A 22,809-nucleotide genomic window follows, 5' to 3' on the forward strand; every position below is an offset into this window, starting at 1 on the left:
GTCAGGGTATATGCGGCTGTTTCAGTCTACGCCGGGGGCTGTGGTTGGTCAGCTAGCAGCGGCGCTGCCGGACCGACTTCGCCGAGCTGATCCCAGCGCGGCGTGAGCACCCCGAGCGCGCCCAACGCCACCGCGGCCGCGGTACTCGTGCGCAGCACCTGCGGGCCCAGCCGGACCGCTACGGCCCCGGCTGCGGTGAACGCGTCGATCTCCTCCGGCGCGATGCCGCCCTCGGGGCCGACCAGCAGGACCAGCGAGTCCGCGGGCGCGACCGCGGCGTCCGCCAGCCGGGTGGTCGCCGACTCGTGCAGTGCCAGGACCACGGCACCGGCGGCGACTTCGTCGCGGATCCGCTGCGCCAGCGCGGAACTGGACAGCACGCCGTCGACCGGCGGGATGTAGGCGCGCCGGGATTGCCGGGCCGCCGACCGGACCACGGCCCGCCACCGGCGCAGCCCCTTGTCCACGCGGGCGCCCTGCCAGGTCGCCACGCAGCGGGCCGCCTGCCAGGCCAGGAACGCGTCGGCGCCGGCCTCGGTGGCCAATTCGATCGCCAACTCCGAACGCTCGGATTTGGGCAGCGCTTGCACGACCGTCACCGGCGGTCGCGGCCGCGCGACGCTCCAGCGCCGCAACACGCGGGCCGACAGCCCGTCGCGCCCCGCCGCTTCGACCTCGCAATGGGCCAAGCCGCCGGCGCCGTCGCCGAGCACCAGCTGCTCGCCCGGACGGATCCGGCGCACCGTGGCGGCATGGAATCCCTCGTCGCCGCCGACGACGGCCACATCGCCGACCTCCGGCAGTGCGTCGAGGTAGAACAGCGTCGCCACCATTGGCGGGGGCTAGCGCCCGGTGAACGTCTCACGCAGCCGGCTGAACAACCCACTGCCGGTGCCGTTGTGCGTCGAGCGGACCTCGGCCACGTCGCGGCTGCGGCGATTCTTCAGCTCGCGCAGCAGCTCGGCGTCCTGATGGTCGAGCCGGGACGGCACCACGACCTCGACGTGCGCGTGCAGATTGCCCCGCACGGTGGACCGCAGTTGCGGCATGCCGTGGCCCCGCAGCGTAATGATCGCGCCCGGCTGCGTGCCGGGCGGGACGACGATTTCGCTGACGCCGTCCAGGATGGCGTCGACGGTGACCGTGACGCCCAGCGCCGCGTCGACCATCGGCACCGAGATCGTGCAGTGCAGGTCGTCGCCGTCGCGCACGAAGATGTCGTGGGCCTGCTCGTGGACCTCGACGTACAGGTCGCCGGCCGGTCCTCCCCCGGGCCCGACCTCGCCCTGGGCGGCCAGCCGCACCCGCATGCCGTCGCCGACGCCGGCGGGAATCTTCACGCTGATCTCGCGGCGGGACCGCACCCGGCCGTCGCCCATGCACTGGTGGCACGGGTCCGGGATGACCACGCCGACGCCGCGGCAGGTGGGGCACGGCCGCGCCGTCATCACCTGGCCCAGCAGCGAGCGCTGCACGGTCTGCACCTCGCCGCGACCGCCGCAGGTGTCGCACGGGATCGGGGCGGAATCGCCGTTGGTGCCCTTGCCCTGGCAGCGGTCGCACAACACGGCGGTGTCGACGCTGACCTGCTTGGTCACGCCGGTCGCGCACTCCTCGAGATCCAGCCGCATCCGCAGCAGCGAGTCCGAGCCCGGCCGCACCCGGCCGATCGGGCCGCGCGAGGTGCCGCCCCCGCTGAAACCGCCGCCGAAGAACGCCTCGAACACGTCGCCCAGCCCGCCGAAGCCGCCGAATCCGCCGGCCCCCGCAGCCGCGGCGTTTTCCAGCGGATCGCCGCCCAGATCGACGATGCGGCGCTTCTCCGGGTCGCTGAGCACCTCGTAGGCGGCGCTGATCTCCTTGAATTTCGCCTGCGCGGCCTCGTCGGGGTTGACGTCGGGATGCAGCTCACGCGCCAACTTCCGGTACGCGCGCTTGATCTCCGAATCGCTGGCGTCTCTGCTCACGCCGAGCAGCCCGTAATAGTCGCGTGCCACGCCTGACTCTCCTATAAGGGGGTTGGTGCCGCGCCCACTATTTCGGGGCGGCCGTCCACAAGCTTCGCAGGTGCGCGGTCATCGAGCACCCAAGACCTCGCCAATATAAAGAGCAACTGCCGCGACGCTGGCGATAGTTCCCGGATAGTCCATCCGGGTAGGTCCCAACACACCCATGCCGCCGAAGACGGTGTCGGCGTTGCCGTAGGCGGTGGACACCATCGAGGTGCCCAACATCTGCTCGACGGCCGTCTCATGACCGATGCGCACGGTCACCTTGCCAGCCTCCTGCTGGGCGGCAAGCAGCTTGAGCACCACCACCTGCTCCTCGAGCGCCTCGAGGATGGACCGCAGCGAACCGCCGAAATCCGCGGCGTTGCGGGTCAGGTTCGCGGTGCCGCCCATCACCAGGCGTTCCTCGGTGTGTTCGACCAGCGATTCCAGCAGTACGGTCGCCGACCGGCCCACCGCGTCGCCCAAGCCGCCGGCGCCGTCGAGCTGCCCGGCCAGGTCGGCCACGGCGACCGACGCGGCCGACAGCTTCTTGCCGACCAGCGCCTGCCCCAGCATCTCCCGCAGCTGGGAGAGCTGGTGGTCGTCGATAACGTCGCCGAGTTCGACGACGCGCTGATCGACGCGGCCGGAGTCGGTGATGACCACCATCAGCAACCGGGCCGGGGTCAGTGCGATGACCTCCAGGTGGCGGACCGTGGAGGTCGACAACGTCGGGTACTGGACCACCGCGACCTGACGGGTCAGCTGGGCCAGCAGCCGCACCGCGCGGCGCAGCACGTCGTCGAGGTCGACGCCGGATTCGAGGAAACCCTGGATCGCGCGTCGCTCGGCCGACGATAGCGGTTTGACGTCGTCGAGCCGGTCGACGAACTCGCGGTACCCCTTCTCGGTGGGCACCCGCCCGGAGCTGGTGTGCGGCTGGGTGATGTAGCCCTCGGCCTCAAGGACGGCCATGTCGTTGCGGACGGTCGCGCTGGACACCCCGAGGTTGTGCCGCTCGACGAGCGACTTGGAACCGATGGGCTCCTTGGTGGCGACGAAGTCCGCGACGATGGCGTGCAGCACCTGGAAGCGACGGTCGTCGGCACTTGCCATGGCCCCTACCTCCTTGATCGTGTCCATTTTACGGTCTCGGGCGATATTGACCGCTGAGCACCGACGGGAGTCCACGCCGTTGGCAACTTCTCCGACTAGCCTATCCAGCATGTATCCGTCGGGCCGAGGCGTTGCGACCGTGGGGATCTGCCGATGATCTTCAAGGGTGTGCGGGATGGCAAGCCGTACCCGGAACACGGGCTGTCGTACCGCGATTGGTCTCAGATACCGCCACAGCAAATCCGACTGGACGAATTGGTCACCACGACAACGGTGCTCGCGCTGGATCGCCTGCTGTCGGAGGACTCCACCTTCTACGGCGACCTTTTCCCGCACGCGGTCCGCTGGAAGGGCGTCACCTATCTGGAGGACGGCCTGCACCGCGCGGTGCGTGCCGCGCTGCGGAATCGCACCGTGCTGCATGCCCGGGTGTACGACATGGATGTCCCGCTGAGCCAGCAGACGCAGGGATCGGGTTCGACCTTCGGGCACTGAGGCGGTCACGTTCGGCGGCCGCCGGATCGCGTTCTTCTTCACCAAACGCAAACTCGCGCAGATGACCGGTCTCGAGACGGCCGGGATGCTCGAGCCGCTGCGGATGTACGCGCACATCCCGCGGCTGCTCAACGCGTACGCCAGACTGGAGCAGGCGGAGTCCAAGCTCGACATCGGATCGTCGGGCTGCTCCGGCGGCCGGGTGTGCGCCCTGGCCGACCGCGACGCCGCGTGACCACCGAGGCGGCACTGGCGGCGCGGTGGCCAAGCTGGCCCGCGGCTACGCGGGCCCCGAGCGCGAAGTGCGCGTGGCGACCATCAACGGCGCCGCCGGGGCGGTCATTTTCGTCGCCGACCGACCCGCCGCGATCATGGCGTTCGCGGTGCGCGACGGCCGGGTGGCCGGCATCGACGTCCTGGCCGATCCGACGCGAATCGCGCGAATCGACGTAAGTGCCGTAGCCGGCTAGTTGTTTGTCTCGGAGGCGGCTTGGATCAGGGCGATCGCGGCGTCGTGCTGCAGCACCCAGTTGCCGTTCTGGTTGACGAACACCAGCTGCTTGGTGACCGGTCCGGCGAACTTCGGCCCGGCGATGGCCACCTTGGCACTGGCCAGATTCGGGCCGGCCGGCGCGATGTTCGTCACGGTGAACGTCTCCGGGAAGTTCCCGTTCCGGTAGGCCTTGCGCAGGTCATGGTCCGCCACATGGCCCTCATCCGGGGTGATCCCGTTTTCGACCAGGTTGTTCTTGGTCGAGTAGCCGACACCCGGGTCGGTGGCCTGGTTGCAGAGGCTGGCCAATTGCTCCGGCGACGGCAGTTGCCCCGGGACGGCCGGCGCCGGGGGCGGCGGCGGTGGCGGCGGATCCTGCGGCAGCGGTGCGCCGAGCGCGGCCAGTTCCACCCGGCCCGGTCCGCCCGCTGCGGCGACGGCGGTGATGCCTGCGGCTGCGCCGCCGATGACGGCCAGCGCGGCCATGCTGGTAACGACGGATTTCATGGTTCCCCCTTCAACGCCTTTGTGAACGTACCTGATCCGGGTCAGTGCCCCGCGGCTTGGAGGAGTTCCATCGCCGACGCGCGCGACAGCATCCAGCTGCCCTGGTTGACGAAGGTGACATTTTGGGTCACCGGGCTCGGGATCTTCGGGCCCGACACCGCGACATCCGCGGTCGCCGACCCCGCGGCGCCGGGCTGGATGTTGGTGATGTTGAACGTCAGCGGCAGGTCGCCCTTCTCGGCCGCTTTCTGCAGCTTGTGATCGGCGATGTGCGCCTCGGTCCCGCCGATGCCGCCCTCGACCAGATTGCTCTTGCTGGCGAACGGAACGCTGGGGTCGGCGAGCGTGTTGAGCAGCCCGGTCAGCTGGTCCGCGGTGGGCACGTTGGCGGCGGAAGCCGGGGCGGGCGGCGGCGGGTCCTGCGGCAGCGGCGCGCCGACCGCGGCAAGCCGGACCTGCGTCGCGCCGGCGGCCGGCAGCGACGCAATCGAGGTCACGCCCACGGCCGCGCCGCCGATGGCACCCACGGCCGCCACGCCGGTGGCGATGGCTTTCAGAGACTTCATGGTTCCCCCTTCGCTGACCATGGATGCGCCCATCGGCCATCGCATGGTGTAGATGGTGCAATTGTGCACCTTGAGACAGATGCTACGGGAGATTTGCTTGGTTGATCTGTGCGCAGGCTGTGTGGCAGCCCAGAATTTTCGGCTTCGCTACTGCGCCGATCGGCGGGCCTCCACCGCGTCACGCAGGCTCTTCGGGCGGATGTCGGGCCAGTTCTGTTCGATGAAATCCAGGCACTCCGCCCGCGCAGCCTCGCCGTACACCACGCGCCAGCCGTCGGGCACGTCGCTGAACGTGGGCCACAAACTGTGCTGCTCCTCGTCGTTGACCAGGACGAAGAACGTGCCGTTTTCGTCATCGAAGGGATTGACGCTCATCACATCTCCTCATCGTGGGGTGATTGCCCGGGGTGGTCGTACTACCGAGTACCCGATCTGACAGCAGCCCGAGACAGCTTAGGTTGGGAAATCCCGGCCCCTGCGTCAGTCCGGACAGGTTCGGCAGGAACAGCTTCGGCGCGACGTCGATGACGGCCAAGTCGTAGCCTATTGCTTCGTGCAGGCGATCTGAGGTCAGGGGTCCGCCCAACCCGAGTTCGAGCAGGTCGAGCGCGTCCTGACGGAAAAGTGAGGTAAACCACAGCGGGTCGGCACCCGAACCGTCGATGACGAGATCGAAGCCGTGCACCGTCTCCAGGTTCTCACTTCCCCGATTGGTGGACAGCGTCAACCGGATCTGCCCGTCGCGGCCGACCGCGTGGGCCACCCGGCCGCGCAGGTGGTGGATGCGGTCGTCGGCGAGCAGCGCCTCCTGGACGTTCGCCGAGAACACCCCGCGGTCGGTGCGGGCCAGCGCGTCGCGGCGTTCTTGCAGCGTCAAGGCGGTCCAGTCGGTGGGGTCGGAGAACAGCGAATTCTCGAAGAACCCCTCGCCCCGGGTGAACAGCGTGACCTGCGGCGAAATCACGGTGATGGTCGAAACCCGGTGCCGGAACAGCTCATTGAGCATCGACGCGGCCGTCTCGCCGCCGCCGATGACCGCCACCCGCTCGGCCGTGATGCGGTCGTGCCCGGCGGCGCGATCCCAGAACTGCGCGATCGACAGCACGCGTGGATTGCCGGGCAGCAAAGACTTTTCGGCCTGGCCCGGTCCGGTGATCATCAGGGCGTCCGCGCGCACCGTGGTCTCGTGGGTGTGCAGCGCCCATTGGTCCCCGGTCACCGACAGGCCGTCGACCTCGCCGTGCACGACCTCGAGTCCGACGTGGTCGGCCACCCAGGACAGGTACTGACTCCACCGGTGATGCGGGGGCGCCGGCCTGCCCCGGTCGACCCATTGGGCGAACAGGGAGTTCGCGATGAGATACGACTGCCAGCTGTACCGGGTCATCCGCTCATCGAGTTCGGCGTTGCGGCGCGGCACCAGCGACGAGCGGTAGGGAAACCCGACGTCCTTTTCCGGGCTGGTGCCCAGCCGGTGCGCCCCGTCGGTCCAGCCGCCGCTCGCCTGCCAGTTCGCCCCGACCCCGGTGCGTTCGACGGCGATCACCTCGGGGGCGTCGACGCCCATGTCGCGCAGCACCGACGCCTTGGCGGCCACCGCCACCGCTTTGGCGCCCGCGCCCAGGACCGCAAGTGTGCTCATGTCACCATCTCCTGCAGAGAATCAATCCAAAGTTGTTGCAACGCAGTGATATCCGCGTCATCAAGGATGTCGGGCAAAGCCCGCCACTGTGCCGCCAGGACGCGCTGGCCGTCGAAGGTCAGCATCGCGGCCACGATGGTCAGCTCGTGGCGCACCGCGGCCCCCGGTTCCGGCTGCGGCGACACCCCGGCCAGCAGTTCGCGTTCCGGCGTCAGCACGGTCCCGCCCCCGGTGTGAGCCGCGCCCAGATAGTTCAGCAGCAGCTGCGGGCCGGGCAGCGCGGCAAGGCGCTCGGCGGTGTCGGCCCGCAGATAGCGCAGCAAGCCGTAGTCGAGTCCATCGCCCGGGATCACCGCGAGCCGCTCGGCGACGCGACGCGGATCGGCGGAGTCCACGCGGACCGGATAGATGGAGCTGAGCAGCCCGACCGTGTCGTCGGTGTCGACGGTGTGGGCGTCCGGAGAGTCCACCAAATTGTCCGCGCGGCCGTGGGTTTCGAGCGCCAGCAGCGGCGGCGGGGTGGGCTGGTTGCGGGCCTGCCGCCACCGCGTCACCATCGCCGCGGTGGCCGTGACCAACAGGACGGGCAGCGCCACGCCGGACTCCTGCAGCCGGCGGGTGGTGTCCGCGTCGGCGGCGACCATGCGCACGCTCAGGTCGCCGGCCCGGTCGCGGCCCGGATCGACCCGCCGGGTGCCGAGGGTGGGATCGTCGCCCGCGAGCTGCGCGGCCCAGAACGGCGCGGTGTCCAGCCGGTGGGCGCGTTCGGTCAGGGCGGCGGCCCAGCGGCGGTAGCTGGTGTGCTCCCGGATCGGCGCGGGCGCGCGGCCGGCGGCGAGTGCCTGCAGCGCGGCGTCCAATTCGCCGATCACCACTCGCCACGACGCCGGATCCATCGCCAGCACGTGCGCGGCCAACAGCAGGACGCTGCGCCCGGCCGGCGGACGAAGCCACACCGCGGCCAGCAACGCTCCCCGCTCGGGGTCGAGGCGGTCGACCGCCCGGGCGACCTGGGCGGGAACCTCCGCCTGCAGGTCGCCGGTCGCCTGCGCCTCGGTGAGCAGGTCGGCGCTTTCCGAGGGCGATGCCGGGACCAGGGTCTTCGTGGTGCGGTCCAGGCGGGTGCGCAGCACCTGATGCCCGGCGACGACGCTTGCCAGCGCGGCGTCCAGCTGCTCGCGAGTGACGTCCTCGGGCAATCGGATCGCCTCGGTCTGCGCCAGCCGGCGCGGCTCGCCGTATTCGTAGAGCCAGCGGCCGTTGGGCAGCAACGGCATCGGCTCGGTGCTTTCCTCGTCCACGCGGGCGGCGGCTCGGGCCTCAGCGGCCTCGGCGGCCTCGGAATCGATGGCCTCGGCCAGCTCGCGGACGTTGGCGCAGTCGAGAACGAGCCGGGCGCGCAGCGCGATACCCCGGGCCCGCGCCGCCTGCACCACCGACAGCGCTGTGATGCTGTCCACGCCCAGCTGCAGGAAGTCGGCGGCGACGTCGACGCTGGGCTGTTGCAGCAGTTCCGAAAGCAGTTGGGCCAGAGCGGTTTCCGTGGCGGTCTCGGGTTCGGTCCCGACGCCGGCCGCGGCGACGTCCAACGCGCTCAGCGCGGCCTCGTCCAGCTTGCCGTTGGCGGTCAGCGGGATTTCGTCGACCGTAACGATGCGATGCGGAATCATGTAGCGCGGCAGCCGGGCGCTCAGCGCGGCCCGCAGTTGCGCGGCCGACGGGGTGTGCATCGCCGCGTCGGCCACCACGTACGCGGTCAGGCGGGCGCCGCCCTGCCGCTGCCGCACCAGCACGCCCGCGTGCCGGACCGTGGGGTGGGATTCGAGCGCGGCGACGATCTCGCCGGGCTCCACGCGGTAGCCGCGGATCTTGACCTGCGCGTCGGCGCGGCCCACGTACTGCAGCGCGCCGTCGGCCGCTCGGCGCACCAAATCGCCGGTGCGGTACATGCGTTCGCCCGTCGTAAACGGGTCGGCGACAAAACGCCGACCGGTCTCAGCCGCACGCCCGAGGTATCCGCGGGCCAGCTGCGCGCCGGCCAGATACAGCTCGCCGGTCGCGCCGCACGGCACCGGCCGCAGCGCGGAATCCAGCACGTACCCCCGAGTGTGTCGCGTCGGGCACCCGATCGACGGCACCTGGTAATCCGCGATGGCTCCCACGACCGCCTCCACAGTGGTCTCGGTGGGGCCGTAGCAGTTGTGCGCCGTCATGCCCGTGCGCGCGCACTCGGACCGGATCAGCTCCCACGCCGACCTGCCGACCGCCTCGCCGCCCAGTGCCAGCACCGCCAGCGGGACGGTGGTCAGCAGACCGCACGCGCTGAGTTGGGCGAACATCGACGGCGTCGTATCGATCATGTCGACCCCGTGCTCGGCGATCGCCTTGACCAATGCCTCCGCGTCGGTCTGCGTGGCCTCGTCGACGACGTGCACGCCGTGCCCGTCGAGCAGCCCGACCAGCGGCTGCCAGGCCGCGTCGAACGCGAACGACCAACCGTGCGCGATACGCAGCGGCCGGCCCAACCGGGCCGCCGCGGGCCGCAGCACCGCGTCCAGATGATCGTCGGCGTAGGCGCCCAGGGCCGCGTGAGTTCCGATGACGCCCTTGGGTTCTCCCGTCGTTCCCGAGGTGAACACGACATAGGCGGCCTGCCCGGGTGACACGTCGACCGGGCGGAATTCGTCGTGCCCGCCGGCGCTGACCAACTCCTCGTCCACCATGATCGACGCGCCGGTCTGCCGCAAAATCGAGTCCACCCGTTCGGGGGGCATGCCCGGTTCCATCGGCACACACATGCCACCGGCCTTGAGTACGGCCAGCATCGCGACGACGTAGTGCGGTCCTCGCGAAAGCCGAATGGCCACCGGCGTTTCGGCGGCCACCCCGCGGGCGGCAAGCCGGGCGGCCAGCGCGTTGGCGGCGGAGTCCAGCTCGCGATAGCTCAGGGTGCCGCCCACCCAGCTGATCGCAGTGTGGTCCGGTGTCGCCGCCGCGACATCGGCGAACCGCGCGTGGATGCCGCGCGTCCCCGTCGGGGTCAACGCGCTCGCGCCGCGCGGCGGAATCGTCTCGTCCTCGAACAGGACGCTGACCTCGCGCAGCGGTCGTTCCCAGTCCTGCAACAGTCGCTCGGCGGTGGCCAACACCCGTCGACCGAGGGCGACGGCGGGTGTGGCGCCCAGCGCCCCGTCGATCACTTCGATCAACACCACCAGCTCGCCGTCGGCGAGGTGCGCGGCGATCGCGACCGGAAAGTGTGACAGGCTCTGCAGCGCGTGCGGACGGAATGTCGCACCGCCGGCGCGCAATTCACCGCCGGCGGCCAACCCATCCAGTGGAAAGTTCTCGTAGACCAGCAGGGTGTCGAACATCTCCCCGACCCCGCCGAGGGCCCGCAACTGGGCGTGCCCGAGGTAGCTGTGCTCCCGCAGCAGTGCGGCGTCGCGCTGCACCGCGCGGCACTGCTCGCCGACAGCGGCGGCCGGGTTGAGCCGCACCCGCAGCGGCACCGTGTTGATGAACAGGCCGATCATGGTTTCTACGCCGGCCAGCTCGGCCGGCCGCCCCGACACGGTCACGCCGAATACCACGTCAAGGGTGTCGGTCAGCCGGGACAACACCAGGGCCCAGGCCATTTGCAGCAGCGTGCTGACGGTGACACCGCGCGACCGGGCACCGTCGATCAACGCCCCGGTCGCCTCGGCGGTCAGCCGTAGTTCGGTCGTGCGCGGCAACGCCGCCTGCTGTCCGCCGGCCGCCTCGACCGAGCCCAGCGCAGCCGCGAGCAGGGTGGGGCCGGCCAACCCGGCGAGGTGCCGACGCCAAACCTGTTCGCTGGCAGCCTGATCCCGGCCGGCCAGCCAGCCGATGTAATCGCGGTACGGCCGCGGAGCCACGGGCAGCGCCGACAGGTCGCCCCCGGCCTGGTAGAGGATCATCATCTCGTTGACGAACACCGGCAACGACCAACCGTCGATCACGATGTGGTGCGCGGTGAGCACTAACCGCCAACGGGTGCCGGGCAATTCAATGAGCAGAAACCGGATCGCGGGGCCGCGTTCCAGGTCGAACGGCCGCCGGCGCTCGCCGGTCTGCAGCGCGGGCACCTCCTCGGGCGCGGCGGCGACGGTCCGCCAGGGCAGCTCGAACCGGGACGGGACGATCTGGACCGGACGTGCGATCCCGCGGCTGAAGAAGCTGGCTCGCAGGTTGGGGTGCCGGGTCAACATCTTCCTCGCGCACTCGCGCAGCAGGTCGACGTCGAGCACGCCGGAGATGTCCGCGGCGATCCCGATCAGGTACGGGTCGTCGGCAGGCTGGCCCTCGGCGAATTCGGCCAGCGTGGTCAGCGAGTACAGGCCCTCCTGCAGGGGGCTCAGCGCCATCACGTCCTCGATGCCGGACGCCGTGTCGGTGCGGGCGGCGGTCATGACGTGCCGTCGCGCGACGAGGACCAAAGTTCGGTCACCGCAGCCAGATCCGAGGGTGACAGGCCCGAGGTGCTCATCGGCTCGAATCGCGTGTCGGCGTGCCCGTTGGTGTGTTCGAGTTCGGCGTGCGTGCCGTCCGACGCATCCAGCGCGGCGGCCAGCTCCGCCACGGTCGGGTTCTCGAATACCATTCGCGGGCTAACCGCCAGGCCGGCGGCGCGGGCCCGCGCCGCCAACTGGACCGACAAGATGCTGTCCCCGCCGAGCGCGAAGAAGTCGTCGGAGCGCCCGACTTCGGCGGTGGACAGCAGTTCGGCGAACACCGTGGCCAGGGCGCGCTCGGTGGCGGTCCGGGTCGGCTCGATCCGGCCGCTGGTGACGACCGCCGGCCGCGGCAGGCCCGGCCGGTTCAGCTTGCCCGACTCGGTCTTCGGCAGCGCGTCGAGCACCGTCAGCGACGAGGGCAGCATGTACCCGGGCAGCGTCCGGGCGATAGCGCTGCGCACCGAGCCGGCGAACGCCGCTCGCTCGGCGTCGTCGGTGATCGGCCGTTGTGGCACAACGTATCCGGCCAGCGAGGCGGCCCCGTGCAGGTCCCAGGTGCGGGCGGCGGCCGCGGCAACGCCGTCGACCGCGGCCAGTGCGGCCTCGACCTCGGCGAGCTCGACGCGGAAACCGCGCACCTGCACCTGGTGGTCGGCGCGCCCGACGAATTCCAGCTGACCGTCCTCGGTCCACCGGGCCAGGTCGCCGCTACGATACAGCCGCGAACCGGGCTGGGCGCCATAGGGATTGGCAACGAAACGGGTCGCGGTGAGCCCGGATCGCTTCCAGTAGCCCCGGGCCAGCTGGTCGCCGGCGTAGTACAGCTCGCCCACCACGCCGACGGGCACCGGGCGCAGCCCGTCGTCGAGCAGATAGGCGTCGCAACCCGGAAGCGGTTTGCCGACAAGCGGATTTGGCGGGTACAACGGGCCGCGGCTCACCGCGCCGGAGGTTTCGGTGGAGCCGATGTTGTTCAGCAGTTCGGTCCCGCCGTCGGCACACACCGCGACCAGCCGCGCCAGCAGCGATATGCTCACCGGCTCGCCGCCGCACACCAGCCGCGCCAGGGAGCGCACCGCGTCGGGCTGGGCGTCGATCAGGGCCGAGACCAGGCTGGGCACCGCGGTGACCTGGGCGACCGAATGCCGGTTCATCAGCGCACCAAGGGCTTCGGCATCGCGCAGCTCGGTGTCGTCGGCGAGGATCATGGTGGCGCCCGCGGCCAGGCCGGCCAGCATTTCCATGCCGCCCTCGAGGAACGTGATCGAAGCCTGGGCCAATCGGACGTCGCGGGTGCGCGGCGGGTAGTGACGCAGCTGCCAGTCCAGCCGGGCCGACATGGACCGGTGGGTGCCGACCGCGCCCTTGGGCTTTCCGGTGGACCCGGACGTGAACACCAGGTACATCGGGTCGTCGGGGTGCGGCGCCGGGAAGCCGTCCACCGGCGCGGCGTCGTTGTCGACCGCCGCGCGCACCCACGGGTCGTCCAGCAAGAGCAATGTGACGCCGGTGATATCGGGCATGGTGTCCAGCGCCTCGACCGTCGCCAGCACGACCGGCGGCCTGACGTCGTCGAGCATGAGTTCCTTGCGTGCCGGCGGATAGGCCGGGTCGATCGGGAAGTAACCGGCGCCGGCCTTCATGATGGCCACCAGCGCCACCACCAGTTCGATGCTGCGCCGCATGGACAACCCGACCAGCGACCCGGGCCCAACACCGTGCTCGACGAGCAGCGCCGCCAGGTTATCCGAACGACGATGCAGCGCAGGATAATCGATTTCCTGGTCGGCACAGCGCACCGCGATCCGGTCGGTCCCCAAGTTCCGGCTGGGCCGCAACAGGTCACCGATGGTGCGCGGCCGGTCCTGCGGCGCCGGCTCACCGCGGCTCCAGTCCGCCACGACGCGGTGTTGCTCGTCGTCGTCGACCAACCGGACGTCGCGCAGCGTCTGGTCGACGTCGTCGGCGAACTCGGTGACGACGCGGGCCAGCCAACCGGCCAGCCGCTCGATGGTGGCCCGGCGGTACAGCTCGGTGCGGAAGATGACCGCGCAGTTGTAGCCGATGTCCCCCGCGCCGTCGGTGCCGAAGAAGTTGACGGACAGGTCAGCGTGCGCCATGTCGAAGGTCGGGTCCAGCGAGGTGCACACCGTGTCCTCGCCGCCGGCCTCCAGTGCCGCCTCGATCACCCGGGTGGCGGCCAGGTGATCGCGCACGTGCACCACCACCTGGAACAGCGGATTGCGCGACAGCGAGCGAACCGGGCTGACGCTGTCGACCACGCGGTCGAAGGGCAGGTCCTGGTGGGCGTAGGCGGCCAGCGCCGTCTCCCTGGCCCGGGTCAGCGCCTCGCGCAGCGTCGGGTTGCCCGTTAAGTCGTTGCGCAGCACCAGGATATTGACGAAAAAGCCAATCAACTGCTCCAGCTCGGTCTCGGTGCGGCCGGCCACGGGGGTGCCGAGGGGAATGTCCACTCCCCCGCCCGCCTTGTGCAGCACTACCGCGACCGCCGTCTGCAGCAGCATGAATTCGGTGATGCCCAGCTCGCGGCAGAGTTCGGACAGCTTGGTGCGGGTGGCCGTGTCGATGCTGAACTCGACGGATTCGCCCGCCCCGCTGGGCACGGGCTGCCGCGGAAAGTCCGGCCGCAGCCCGGCATCCTCGGCGAGCCCGACGAGCTGCGATGTCCAGTACTCGCGCTGCTCGGCGGCGACGGCGGACTCCTGACCGCTGGAGTCGCCCAAAAACGCGCCCTGCCAAGCCGCGTAGTCGGCATACTGCACCCGCAGCGGCGCCCAGGCCGGGGCTTCCCCGCCGCGCCGGGCCCGATAGGCGGCGATGAGATCGGCGAACAGCACGCCCGCCGACCAGTGGTCGGAGGCGATGTGGTGGACCACGAGCGACAAGACGTGCTCGCCCGCGCCGGTGTCGAACACCGCCACCCGGATCGGCCATTCGGCGTCCAGCTCGAAGCAATACCGGCGCTCGGTGTCCAGCCGCTCCGTGAGCCACGATTCGCTGTCGCCTTGGGCGCTCCAGGCCTCGCGGTGGACCGTCAAGCCACTGGCCGGATTGACGACTTGGTATGGCACGCCATCTATTTCGACGTAGCTGGTGCGCAGGATCTCGTGCCGGGCGACGACGTCGCCGGTGGCGGCGATCAACGCGTCGATGTCCCACGGGCCGCTCAGCTTCGCGGCGAACGGGATGTTGTTGACCCAACTGGGCCCGTCGACGCGGTAGGCGAACCAGCTGCGCAGCTGCGAAGAGGACAACGGCTGCGGCTCGTCGTGGGCCGTGGCAACCAGTCTGGGCCGCGACTGCCCGGGTTCCCCGGAACCGAGCCGGTCGATCCGTTCGGCCAGCAACGCCACCGTGCCCAGCTCGAAGACGTCGCGGATGCCGATCTCGACGCCGCAGTCCGAGCGGATCGCGGTGACCAGCTTGGTGGCCACCAGCGAGTGCCCGCCCAGGTCGAAGAACGAGTCGTCGACCCCGACCCGGCCGTGGCCGAGCAGCCCGGAAAACAGTGCGGCGACGCGGCGTTCGGTCGGCGTGGTCGGCTCGCGGTATTCGGCCCCGGGTGCGATCTGCGGCTCGGGTAGCGCGGCGCGGTCGATCTTGCCGTGCGCGGTGATCGGGATCTCGTCGAGCACGACGTAGCCGGCCGGGGTCATGTAGTCGGGCAGCGCCGCGGCCACGCGGGCCCGGATGCGTTCGACCTCAACGGTTTCCGTGCCCGCGCCTGCGGCCGGGGTCAGGTAGCCGACCAGGCTCTTGCCCAGGCCGGGCAGGTCGGCGACGACCACGACGGCCTGGCCGACGCTGGGGTCGACCGAGATGGCCGCGGCAATCTCGCCGAGCTCGATGCGGAAGCCGCGGATCTTCACCTGCTCGTCGGCTCTGCCGACGAACTCGATGTCGCCGTCGGCGTTGCGGCGGGCCAAGTCTCCCGACCGGTACAGCCGCGCGCCAGGGGCGAACGGGTCGGCGACGAATCGCTCGGCCGTCAATCCGGGCCGGCGGTGATATCCGTGCGCGACATGTGTTCCACCGATGTAGATCTCGCCGATCACACCCACGGGTACCGGCTGCAGCGCGTCGTCGAGCAGATAGACCTGCGTGTTGATCTTGGGCCGGCCGATAGGCACCACCCGGGCTCCCTGGGCGCCCTGCACCGGGTAGCTGGTGCAGTTGACCACGGTCTCGGTCGGTCCGTAGAAGTTGTACAGCAGCGCGTCGAAGGTGGCGTGGAACTTGTCGGCGATCTCGCCGGGCAGCGCCTCGCCGCCGATGGGCACGCGGCGCAGGGTGCGCCATTGCTTGACGCCCGGCAACGACAGGAACAGCCCCAGCAGCGACGGTACGAAATGCATCGAGGTGATGCCCTCGCGGCGCAGCAGTTCGGTCAGGTAGCCGATGTCTCGCAACCCGTCGGGCCGGGGAATCACCAGCCCGGCGCCCATGATCAGCGTGCCGAAGATCTCGCCCATGGACACGTCGAAGCTGGGCGACGCGACCTGCAGCAGCCGTTCGGTCTCGTCGACGCGGTACTCGTCGCCGAACCAGACGAAGTACTCGGCGATCGGCGCGTGCGGAACGGGCACGCCCTTGGGCAGCCCCGTCGATCCCGAGGTGTAGATCAGGTATGCGGTGTTCCGCGGGTCCAGCGGACGAAGCAGCTCGGGTTCGGTGACCGGGTAGCTCTCCAGGCCGGTGATCGGTTCGCGCAGAATCAGTTTGGCGTCGGCATCGCCGAGGATGAAGGCCAGCCGATCCCGCGGGTAGGTGGGGTCCACCGGCAGGTAGACCGCGCCCGATTTCAGGATGCCCAGCGCGGTGATGACCAGCTCGGGCGACTTGTCCAGCAGCACCGCGACCCGGTCCTCGGTCCCGATGCCCTGCTCGATGAGCCAGTGCGCCACCCGGTTCGACTCGTCGTCGATCTCGCGGTAGCTGTACTGGCGGCCCTCGTAAACCACGGCGACGGCATCGGGCGACCGGGCCGCGCGCCGGGTCACCAACGCGGGCAGGGTGGCGGCCGGGGTGCGGAACTGCGCACCGGTCGACACTTGGCGCAGCCAGTGCGCGTCGTCGTCGCTCATCAGCCGGCACGCCGACAGCCGGGCGTCGGGGTCGGTCAGCGCGCTGTCCAGCAGCACCACGTAGTGCCGCAGGAGTTGCTCGACGAGTTCGCGGTCGAGCACCTCGACCAGGTATTCGGCCTCGACCAGTCCGGCGCCGTCTTGCGCCAGTTCGACCATGAAACTGAGTGGCAGCTGGTTGAAGTGGCCGCGCAGCTCGGCGCGCTCGCAGCGCACCCCGGCCGGCGCGAAGCCCGGCCCGTCCGCGTCGCGCTGCCCGAAGCTCACCCGGGTCATCCGGTCCGCACCGTGCCGGCGGTCCGGATTGGATTCGCGCACCAGCCAATCCAGATCGGCTCGCGAATGCGCGAACGCGCCCACCGCGTTGTCCCGCGTTTCAGCCAGCAGGTCGCGGAAGGTCTGGCGCGACTGCGGCCGCAACCGGATCACCACGGTGTTGCCGTAATAGCCGATCGCGTCGTCGGTTGCGACCCCGCGGTTCAGCACCGGGGCCGCGATCAGAAAGTCGGTCGATCCGGTGTAACGGTGCACCAATGCGGCGAAGGCCGCCATCAAGACCATGTACGGGGTGGCGCCGGTTTCGCGCGCCAGCGCCGCCGCCCGCTCGATGGTGGCCGCCGACAGCTGCGCGGTCGCGCGCTGCGCGCGCAGCGTGCTGGGCACCACCGAGCCGTTGGGACCCGGAAGCTCGAGCGGCTCAGGAAGATCCGTGATCAACGGCCGCCAGTAGGCCAGGTCCGCTTCGCGACACGCGTCCCCGTCAGAAGCCGCGACCGGCGCGGGAACCACGGGTTCGGCGGCATACCCGTCCGGGTTGGCATAGGCACGGGTCAGGTCGGCGAAAAACGGCGCCCAGGAGCCGTCGTCCCAGGCGATGTGGTGGACGGTGATCAGCATCATCAACTCGTCGGCGGACAACCGCGCGACGGTGACCCGCAGCGGCGAATCCTTGCTCAGGTCGAACGCCCGGCCGAAGTCCCGCTGCGCCAGCACATCCAGCCGCAACCGCCGCGCCTGATCGGTCAAGCCGGACACGTCGTGGTCGGCCCACTGCGGCCGCAGGTCGTCACGGACCACCGGGCGGGGATCGCCCTCGGGCGTCGTCTCGAACGTCGTGTGCAGGACGGCGTGGCGGGCCGCGACGGCGTCGACCGCGTCGTGCAACCGCGCGACATCGACGGCGCCGCTGAGGCGATAGGACACGCAGATGTTGAGCAGCGCGCTGTCGGGGTCGACCGACTGCACGAACCACATCCGGTGCTGGCCCGCCGAGACGGCCGGCTCGTCGTCGGTCGCCACGGCCGCGCCGCCCTCGGGCCTGGCCAGCCCGCGTTCAGCGATCTTGCGACGCAACAGTTCCAGGCGCTGTTCGTCGAGCCGGGTGGTTTCAGTCACGCTAGGACTCCAACCTTTCTCGCATCGCGAGCTTGGGGTGAACCGGCGCGCACGGCGTCGATCAGTTCGTGCACGGTGATGCCGCCGAGCATGTGCGCCACCGGGACCGCGTTGCCCACGGTCCGGCGCAGCCGCTTGCGCAGATCGAGCGCGAGCAGGGAATCGACCCCGAGGTCGATCAGCGAGGCGCTCGGGTCGATCGACGCCGGATCGCCGAGGTGCAGGGTCGCGGCGAGCTCGGCACGCACGACCTCGGCCAGTTGCTGCGGCACCCCGTCGCCACCGCCGGCTGCATCGCCGTCGTGCGTCGCGCTGAATGGCGTTGGCATGCCCTGGCTTTCAAAGAACACCGCGAGGCGGTCGAAGTCGGCATCGAAGATCAGCGGGTCGGCGTCGTAGCGATACAGGCCGGCCTCGATGGCCAGCCCCGGGTCCATCGCGACCAGTCCGGAGCGTTCGGTGCGAGTGATCTCGTTGCCCGCCACGACTCCGGCGCTTTGCCACAATCCCCAGCGGATCGCGATGCAGTCCCGCCCGCCGCGCCGCAATTGCGCGGCCAGCACATCGAGCAGCCGATTCGACGCCGCATAGGCCGCGTGACTGTAACCGCCCCAGACCCCGAAGACCGAGGAGCAGGCCAGCATCCGGCAGTCCGGCCGCAGCGGCCACAGGTCGGCCAGCCGCGCCAGCCCGACGACCTTCGCGGCGCACACCTCGGCCACGTCCGCGCCGGTGAGATCGGCACGCCGGCGCGCCCGGGCGATGCCGGCGGTGTGGATCACCAATGACGCCCCCGCGCCGGCATATTCGGCCGCGACGGCGGACAGCGCGGCCGCGTCGGTGATGTCGCACCGCGGCGCCTGCACCACCACGTCGTAGTTCTCGGCGAGCCGGGCCAGGGCGGGCGCGTCGACTCCGTTGCGGCTCAACAGGGTAACCGTGCGCGCCCCGTGTTCGACGCAGTAGCGGGCGTACTGCAGCCCGATGGCCCCGTTGCCTCCGGTGATCACCACGTGGTCCAGTGCGGCGGCGTCCAGCGGTCGGGCGGTCGCCGATTCCCGGCAGTCGCGGAAGGTTCGAACATACCGTCGCGGCGACTCGGCGCCGCGCAGCGCGACCTCGGCCGCCTCGCCGAGCAGCGCGTCGACGACGGCGCGCGCCGTGCCGGCGTCGACGTCGCGGTGCGGCAGGTCGAGGTGCCCGAATGCCTGATCCGGGAATTCGAACCCGACGCTGCGATGCATTGCGGCCAGCGCCGCCTGCGCGCCGGAGACATTCGCCGCGTCGGCGCCGAACTGTTCGGCGCCGGCAGTCAGCAGCCAGACCGCCCGGCAGCCGGGGCCGACGATCGCGGCGTAATCGGGAAGGCCCGCGTCAGGCCGGCCGGCGATCTGTTCGATCGCGGTGGTGACGTCGTGACGATCGAGTTCCGGCGCGATGATCGCGACGATCTCCGCCTGCTGCGGCGCCACCGCAACGCAGCCCGGGGACGCCGCGACCGCGTCGATCAGCTGCTGCGTCCAGGCGCCGGGCTCGCCGACAACCGCGATCCCGCGGGCCGTCGCGCCGCCGGCGGGCGCCGGGGCCGCCGGCTGCCAGTCCTCGACGGCGACGGTCAACGTGGCAACCGGGGTGACGTCGGACAGCGGTTCCGGCGTCGCCCAGAGTTGCAACGCCCGCATCGGCGCGTTGGGGAAATTGCGCAGTGGTGGGCGCACACCTCCCGGGATGGCGTCGGCCCACCGGCAGCGGGGGTGGGCCGTTGCGACGGTCGCGATGTTCGCCGACAGCGAGTCGGTGATCGACTCGTCTCGATGACCGGAGCCGACTATCAGCGCGTCGTCGACGATGTCGGCCAACGGATACAGCAGCGCCGGGTGCGCGGACAACTCGATGAACGCGTCGGCCCCGCACTTCTGGGCGAACTGCACGGCCCGATCGAACCGTACTGTGCCGCAGAGATTTTCATACCAGTACTCGGGGAAGTCGGTATCGCTGCCGACCTGGCCGCCCACCGTGGATCCGATGAATGTCACCGGCCCGTCGCGGAATGTCGAGTCGGGTATGCGCTCGATCAGGTCGGTGCGCAGCTGCCGTAGCGCGCTGGTGTGCCCCGGGTAGTCGACGGCCAGGTGATGGGTGAAGATGCCCCGCTGCCCCGCCAGCCGCACCGCGGCGGCCACCGCATCGTGGTCACCGGAGACCACGGTTGACGACGGCCCGTTGACCGCCGATACCTCCAGCCACCCCGCGGTGTCGGCCAACACGGACTCAGCCCCGTCGACGCCGACACCGAGCACCGCCATCGCGTAGCGGCCGGTCAGTCCATCGACGACGGTGGCTCGTGCTGCCACCAGGGCGACGGCGTCCGGCAGCGATATCGCCTCGGCCACATAGGCCGCCGCGACCTCGCCGAGGCTGTGCCCCACGGTCAGATCGGGACGGACCCCGAAACACTGCCACGCCGCGGCCAAGCTGACCGCGTGGGTGAACTGGGCCGCCTGGATCTCGGTCCGCGCCCAGTCCCGATCCAGCTCGCCCACCAGATAGGCCAGCGGAGAAGGGAATCCACCCGCGACGAACGCATCCGCGCAGCTGTCCGCCGTCTCCCGGTAGTCCGCCAGCCGGCCGTAGGCGTCGGCTCCCATCCCCCGCCATTGATTGCCCTGACCCGGAAAGACGAACGCGACACGGGGCGTCGCGATCCCGGCGGCGCCGACGACCAGGTCGTGTTCGTCGCCGCGGGCGATCGCCGACAACCCCTCGATCAACTCGGCGCGGTTCGCGGCGCGGACGACGGCGCGGTGCCTGCGGACCCGCCGCAGCCGCAGCAGCGTCGATGCGACCGACGAGGTCACGTCCGCGCAGTCGCCCGCGCTGCGGTCGAGGTAGGTCAGAATCGCCGCCGCCTCCTGGCGGATCAGCTCGGCGTCGTGCGCGGAGAGCAGTACCGGGACACGGCCGTCGGGCAGCACATGATCGAGCACTAGGCGACCTCGGGGACGGACACGATCAGATGCGCGTTGGTGCCGGCAATGCCGAAGGCCGACGCCGCCGCGGTCCGCAGCCCGCCGACCGCCGGCCATGGCGTCAGGGTCTGTGCGAGGCGCAAACCCTGGCTTTCCCAGTCGATTTCCGGGCTGGCCTGAGCGGCGTGCAGGGTCGGCGGCACGGCGCCGTGTTCGGCGGAGACCAACACCTTGGCCAACCCGAGCGCGCCGGCCGCGGCCAGCGCGTGGCCGACGTTGGATTTCACCGAGCCCAGCAGCGCCCCGGTGCCTGGCGCCGTGTCGCCGTACGTCTGTGCGAGCGAACGTAATTCGGTGCGATCACCGAGCCGGGTGCCGGTGCCGTGGCCCTCGATCATCCCCACCTCCCCAGGTTTGATCTCCGCCCGCTCGATGGCCCGCCGGAACAGCCGAATCTGCGCTTGTTCGCTGGGCGCGCTGAGCCCGGCGCTGCGGCCGTCCTGGTTAACGGCGGTGGCGCGAACCTCGGCCACGATCGGTCGCCCGTCCCGCACCGCGGCCGACTTGCGTTGCAGCACAAACATGGCCGCCCCCTCGGCCCACACCGTCCCGCTGGCCCGCGCGCTGTAGGGGCGGCACACACCGTCATCGGACAGGGCGTGCTGTTTGGAGAACTCGACGAAGAAGCCGGGCGAGCCCAGCACGTTCACGCCGCCGGCCAGCGCCAGATCGCAATCGCCGTCCTGCAACGAGCGCACGGCGACGTGAAACGCCACGAGCGCGGACGCGCAGGAGGAGTCCAGGGTGAGCGCCGGACCGGACAGGCCGAGGGTGTAGGCGATTCGCCCCGAGATTACGCTCAGCGCCGTCCCGGCGAGCAGATGACCGCTGTGGCCGGAGAACTCGGCCATCGGGGGTCCGTAGCCGGTGGCCGACGCGCCGACGAAGCAGCCCACGTCCTGGCCGGCCAGGTCGTCGGGGTTGATGCCACTGTTTTCCAGGGCACGCCAGGAGACCCGGAGCACGACCCGCTGCTGGGGATCCATCGCGACGGCCTCGCGGGGCGAGATGCCGAAAAACTCCGGATCGAATGTGGCTGCCCCGCTGAGGAATCCGCCGCTGTTGTGAATTTCTTTGAATCCGCCGCGGCGCGATCCGGCGAGCAGGTCGGCGACCGCCCACCCGCGATCGGTGGGGAACGGACCCAGCGCCTCGCGGCCGTGCGCCAACAGCTCCCACAGTCCGTCGGCGGTGTCGATACCGCCGGGCGCCTCGATTCCCATGCCGACGATCACGACGGGGTCGGTGTCAGGCATCGGCGTTCACCAGCGCGGCGATCGCCTCGACGTGGTCGTAGAGGTAGAAATGCCCGCCGTCGTACAGCGACAACTCGAACGCTCCGGTGGTGTGCCGTGCCCACAGCCGCAGCACCTCGACAGCGATGCGGTGGTCGTCGCGCCCGCCGAGGACGTGGATGTCGGCGTCTACCCGGATGTCGGGGCTGGGCTCGTAACGGTTGAACGCCTGGTAGTCGGCGCGCATCGCGGTGGCCAGCAGCTCCGAGAACTCGTCGTCGGCGAGAAGTTCGGGATCGGTGCCACCCAGATCGGCGAGCTCGGCGAGTACCTCGTCGTTGCTGGTCGGCAGCTCCGGCATGTCGGCAACCACGCACGGCGGCGGCCCCGCCGATGCCCACAGCTTCCGCACGCGCACGCCGTGCTCCTCGGCGACACGGGCGAATTCGAACGCGACGACCGCACCCATGCTGTGCCCGAACAGTTGCAGTGGCGCGAGGCTGCCCCACGGGCCGGCCTCGAAGAGGTCGAGGGCGAGTTCGTGCACGGTTTCGTGCGCCGGTTCGGTGATGCGGTCGGCGCGCTGCGGGTACTGAACGATGTAGATGTCCGCGCCGGCGGCCAGGGCGCCGGCCAGCACCCGGTAGCTCGCCGCGGCCGCCCCGGCATGGGGGAAGACCACGATCGCGCCTGCCGAACCGGCGCTGCGGCCCGGTATCCGCTTGATCCAGGATGGGAATGTGGAGGACATGCTCAC

At 70.5% G+C, this 22,809-nt stretch carries 13 protein-coding genes and 2 pseudogenes; 3 read left to right on the top strand and 12 right to left on the bottom strand.

Going from position 1 to position 22,809, the window contains the following annotated elements:
* Nucleotides 1-26: 26 nt before the first annotated feature.
* From MSG_RS16720 to hrcA, 3 genes are all read right to left on the bottom strand, one after another.
* Nucleotides 27-833, bottom strand: coding sequence for a 16S rRNA (uracil(1498)-N(3))-methyltransferase (locus MSG_RS16720; protein WP_096441279.1), 807 nt, complete (start codon nucleotides 831-833; stop codon nucleotides 27-29).
* A 9-nt stretch (nucleotides 834-842) separates the two neighbouring features.
* Nucleotides 843-1,997: a molecular chaperone DnaJ gene (dnaJ, locus tag MSG_RS16725; RefSeq protein ID WP_096441281.1), complete on the bottom strand. Its 1,155-nt coding sequence runs from the start codon at nucleotides 1,995-1,997 to the stop codon at nucleotides 843-845.
* Nucleotides 1,998-2,075: 78 nt separating this feature from the next.
* Nucleotides 2,076-3,107: a heat-inducible transcriptional repressor HrcA gene (gene hrcA, locus MSG_RS16730; RefSeq protein ID WP_096444617.1), complete on the bottom strand. Its 1,032-nt coding sequence runs from the start codon at nucleotides 3,105-3,107 to the stop codon at nucleotides 2,076-2,078.
* A 153-nt stretch (nucleotides 3,108-3,260) separates the two neighbouring features.
* Here hrcA and MSG_RS16735 point away from each other — a divergent pair, with 153 nt between their 5' ends.
* The 3 genes and pseudogenes from MSG_RS16735 to MSG_RS16745 all read left to right on the top strand — a co-directional run.
* Nucleotides 3,261-3,602 carry a type II toxin-antitoxin system VapB family antitoxin gene (locus tag MSG_RS16735; RefSeq protein ID WP_096441283.1) on the top strand — a complete coding sequence of 114 codons (342 nt, stop codon included), beginning with the start codon at nucleotides 3,261-3,263 and terminating at the stop codon, nucleotides 3,600-3,602.
* Between the two features lie 25 nt (nucleotides 3,603-3,627).
* Nucleotides 3,628-3,777 (top strand): annotated as a pseudogene (locus MSG_RS16740) (carboxymuconolactone decarboxylase family protein); the annotation flags it as partial.
* Between the two features lie 82 nt (nucleotides 3,778-3,859).
* A pseudogene (locus tag MSG_RS16745) lies at nucleotides 3,860-4,072 on the top strand (RNA polymerase subunit sigma-70); the annotation flags it as partial.
* On the opposite strand, the gene MSG_RS16750 reads toward MSG_RS16745, so the two are convergent.
* The 9 genes from MSG_RS16750 to MSG_RS16790 form a co-directional block, all read right to left on the bottom strand.
* Nucleotides 4,069-4,602, bottom strand: coding sequence for a hypothetical protein (locus MSG_RS16750; RefSeq protein ID WP_096441285.1), 534 nt, complete (start codon nucleotides 4,600-4,602; stop codon nucleotides 4,069-4,071). The pseudogene MSG_RS16745 and the gene MSG_RS16750 sit on opposite strands and share 4 nt — an antisense overlap.
* Before the next feature lie 41 nt (nucleotides 4,603-4,643).
* Nucleotides 4,644-5,168, bottom strand: coding sequence for a hypothetical protein (locus MSG_RS16755; protein ID WP_096444618.1), 525 nt, complete (start codon nucleotides 5,166-5,168; stop codon nucleotides 4,644-4,646).
* Between the two features lie 147 nt (nucleotides 5,169-5,315).
* Nucleotides 5,316-5,543, bottom strand: a complete 228-nt coding sequence (locus tag MSG_RS16760) for an MbtH family protein (RefSeq protein ID WP_096441287.1) — start codon at nucleotides 5,541-5,543, stop codon at nucleotides 5,316-5,318.
* On the bottom strand, nucleotides 5,521-6,810 hold the full coding sequence (mbtG, locus tag MSG_RS16765) for an NADPH-dependent L-lysine N(6)-monooxygenase MbtG (protein ID WP_096441289.1): 1,290 nt from the start codon (nucleotides 6,808-6,810) through the stop codon (nucleotides 5,521-5,523). The genes MSG_RS16760 and mbtG overlap by 23 nt, the downstream gene beginning before the upstream one ends.
* Nucleotides 6,807-11,243, bottom strand: coding sequence for a non-ribosomal peptide synthetase (locus MSG_RS16770; RefSeq protein WP_096441290.1), 4,437 nt, complete (start codon nucleotides 11,241-11,243; stop codon nucleotides 6,807-6,809). Before MSG_RS16770 ends, mbtG begins: the two co-directional genes overlap by 4 nt.
* Nucleotides 11,240-17,788, bottom strand: coding sequence for a non-ribosomal peptide synthetase (locus MSG_RS16775; protein WP_096441292.1), 6,549 nt, complete (start codon nucleotides 17,786-17,788; stop codon nucleotides 11,240-11,242). The genes MSG_RS16770 and MSG_RS16775 overlap by 4 nt, the downstream gene beginning before the upstream one ends.
* A complete protein-coding gene (gene mbtD, locus MSG_RS16780) occupies nucleotides 17,785-20,775 on the bottom strand; it encodes a mycobactin polyketide synthase MbtD (protein ID WP_096441294.1) in 2,991 nt (996 codons plus the stop codon). Before mbtD ends, MSG_RS16775 begins: the two co-directional genes overlap by 4 nt.
* Entirely contained in the window at nucleotides 20,775-22,073 is a 1,299-nt protein-coding gene (locus MSG_RS16785; RefSeq protein ID WP_096441296.1) for a beta-ketoacyl [acyl carrier protein] synthase domain-containing protein, read from the bottom strand. The genes mbtD and MSG_RS16785 overlap by 1 nt, the downstream gene beginning before the upstream one ends.
* Nucleotides 22,066-22,803 carry a thioesterase II family protein gene (locus MSG_RS16790; protein ID WP_096444619.1) on the bottom strand — a complete coding sequence of 246 codons (738 nt, stop codon included), beginning with the start codon at nucleotides 22,801-22,803 and terminating at the stop codon, nucleotides 22,066-22,068. Before MSG_RS16790 ends, MSG_RS16785 begins: the two co-directional genes overlap by 8 nt.
* Nucleotides 22,804-22,809: the final 6 nt, after the last annotated feature.

The sequence above is a fragment of the Mycobacterium shigaense genome, assembly GCF_002356315.1.
In the GTDB taxonomy this organism is placed as follows: domain Bacteria; phylum Actinomycetota; class Actinomycetes; order Mycobacteriales; family Mycobacteriaceae; genus Mycobacterium; species Mycobacterium shigaense.

What these genes read in the sequence shown, in the direction of transcription:
- MSG_RS16720 (WP_096441279.1), bottom strand. Translation starts at nt 833, where the DNA reads ATGGTGGCGACGCTGTTCTACCTCGACGCACTGCCGGAGGTCGGCGAT.
- hrcA (WP_096444617.1), bottom strand. Translation starts at nt 3,107, where the DNA reads ATGGCAAGTGCCGACGACCGTCGCTTCCAGGTGCTGCACGCCATCGTC.
- MSG_RS16735 (WP_096441283.1), top strand. Translation starts at nt 3,261, where the DNA reads ATGATCTTCAAGGGTGTGCGGGATGGCAAGCCGTACCCGGAACACGGG.
- MSG_RS16750 (WP_096441285.1), bottom strand. Translation starts at nt 4,602, where the DNA reads ATGAAATCCGTCGTTACCAGCATGGCCGCGCTGGCCGTCATCGGCGGC.
- MSG_RS16755 (WP_096444618.1), bottom strand. Translation starts at nt 5,168, where the DNA reads ATGAAGTCTCTGAAAGCCATCGCCACCGGCGTGGCGGCCGTGGGTGCC.
- MSG_RS16760 (WP_096441287.1), bottom strand. Translation starts at nt 5,543, where the DNA reads ATGAGCGTCAATCCCTTCGATGACGAAAACGGCACGTTCTTCGTCCTG.
- mbtG (WP_096441289.1), bottom strand. Translation starts at nt 6,810, where the DNA reads ATGAGCACACTTGCGGTCCTGGGCGCGGGCGCCAAAGCGGTGGCGGTG.
- MSG_RS16770 (WP_096441290.1), bottom strand. Translation starts at nt 11,243, where the DNA reads ATGACCGCCGCCCGCACCGACACGGCGTCCGGCATCGAGGACGTGATG.
- MSG_RS16785 (WP_096441296.1), bottom strand. Translation starts at nt 22,073, where the DNA reads ATGCCTGACACCGACCCCGTCGTGATCGTCGGCATGGGAATCGAGGCG.
- MSG_RS16790 (WP_096444619.1), bottom strand. Translation starts at nt 22,803, where the DNA reads ATGTCCTCCACATTCCCATCCTGGATCAAGCGGATACCGGGCCGCAGC.